This is a genomic window from Limnospira sp. (genome assembly GCF_051859755.1).
In the GTDB taxonomy this organism is placed as follows: domain Bacteria; phylum Cyanobacteriota; class Cyanobacteriia; order Cyanobacteriales; family Microcoleaceae; genus Limnospira; species Limnospira fusiformis.
Genome location: NZ_JBIMLI010000331.1, coordinates 1 through 1,420, shown reverse-complemented (window position 1 = coordinate 1,420; position 1,420 = coordinate 1). Strand labels below are relative to the sequence as shown.

Here is a 1,420-nt window from a genome sequence, read left to right as displayed (position 1 = left end):
TCCCATTCAAAACCGGACGTGAGACTTTCACCTCATCCGGCTCCTAGTCTGACTGTTCCATTGTTAAGGATACAGCACTGGCGTTGTCTAACGCCGTTTTATCGTCGTGACAGTGGCGGTGCAGTAATTGAAGATTCTTATATTCATCCTTTCCACCGTAGCTTCGAGGTATAATGTGGTCTACTTCAACTAGGTCTGATGGGGTAAAGTATTGCCCGCACCAGGTACACTTGCCTTTTTGCTTTTTGAGTAGTTTAGCTACTCTTGTTGGCGTATCAATTGCTTGTCCTTTTCTGGTTGCCCAGTAAGTCCAATTACCGTCGTATGGTGTTGCGTCGGGGCGTATTAGGGTATGTCTGACAATCGGAATCCAATTATGTTTCCATAGTCGAAATCCATCTTTAGTCTTGAATAACCAAGATTCATGTCTTTCTTTCCCGTTGCTAAGTTTAACCGTTCCATTGTGGAAGTAGTTATTTAACTTTTCGTGACTTGCCTTTCCGCATCTTGAGACTGTCCATGCCCGCAACATTTGCCAAACTATATGGTCCAGCTTTGTGAAGGTTTCTACAGAAACCACCGCTGAGTAGTAATTTGACCATCCCCGAATTATCGGGTTTAGTTTCTTAATCAGGGCTGATTGAGGTGCTGTTTTTAGTTGTTTAATGACACCTTTAATCACTTCCATGTGGGCTTTAACTGCTTTCTTACTGGGTTTTATGTGGGTTTTATGACCGATTAATCGGCTTGCTTTTCCACCTATCTTCCCAGATTTATATTTTCCTATTGGATATTGCCTGATATTGAATCCCAGAAAGTCGAACCCTGGCTCCTCTGTTTTGCCATTATACTCAATGGGGTTGAGCGTATGACAAATTCGAGTTTTTTCGGGTTTTATTTCTAGTCCTACAGGTTTTAACCATTTGGAAATTGCAGTTTTGCACTGTTCAATGATTTCTAAGTCTTTGGATATGACTACAAAATCATCGGCGTATCTGATTGTTGTGGCTTGTACCACATTACTCTTAGGATACATTGTTTCAATTAGCCTAACCATTCCATCCAGTGCAATGTTGGCTAGGAGTGGACTTATTACTCCTCCTTGAGGTGTCCCTGTTTCTGTATCCTCGAATACACCGTTATCTAACACGCCTGCTTTAAGCCATTGTTTCAGGTCTCTTTTTAGGCTGCTTGGACAATGAATTTTGGACAGTAGGTATTCATGGTTTATTCGGTCAAAACATTTCGCTATATCTGCATCCAGTATGTAATAACCTCCTTTGTTTATACTTTGAAAGATTCTGGATATTGCATCATGGGCAGACCTTCCAGGTCTGAATCCATAGCTTGTGCCTTCAAATCTCGATTCCCATTCAGGTTCGAGAGCCGATTTAACCAAGGCTTGCCTTGCTCTGTCTTG

Annotated in this window: 1 protein-coding gene; it reads right to left on the bottom strand. The window is 41.8% G+C overall.

Annotated elements, in window-relative coordinates; genetic code table 11:
* Positions 1-43: 43 nt before the first annotated feature.
* A partial coding sequence (locus tag ACTIE0_RS24370) for a group II intron reverse transcriptase (RefSeq protein ID WP_439517037.1) occupies positions 44-1,420 on the bottom strand: 1,377 nt, incomplete at its 5' end.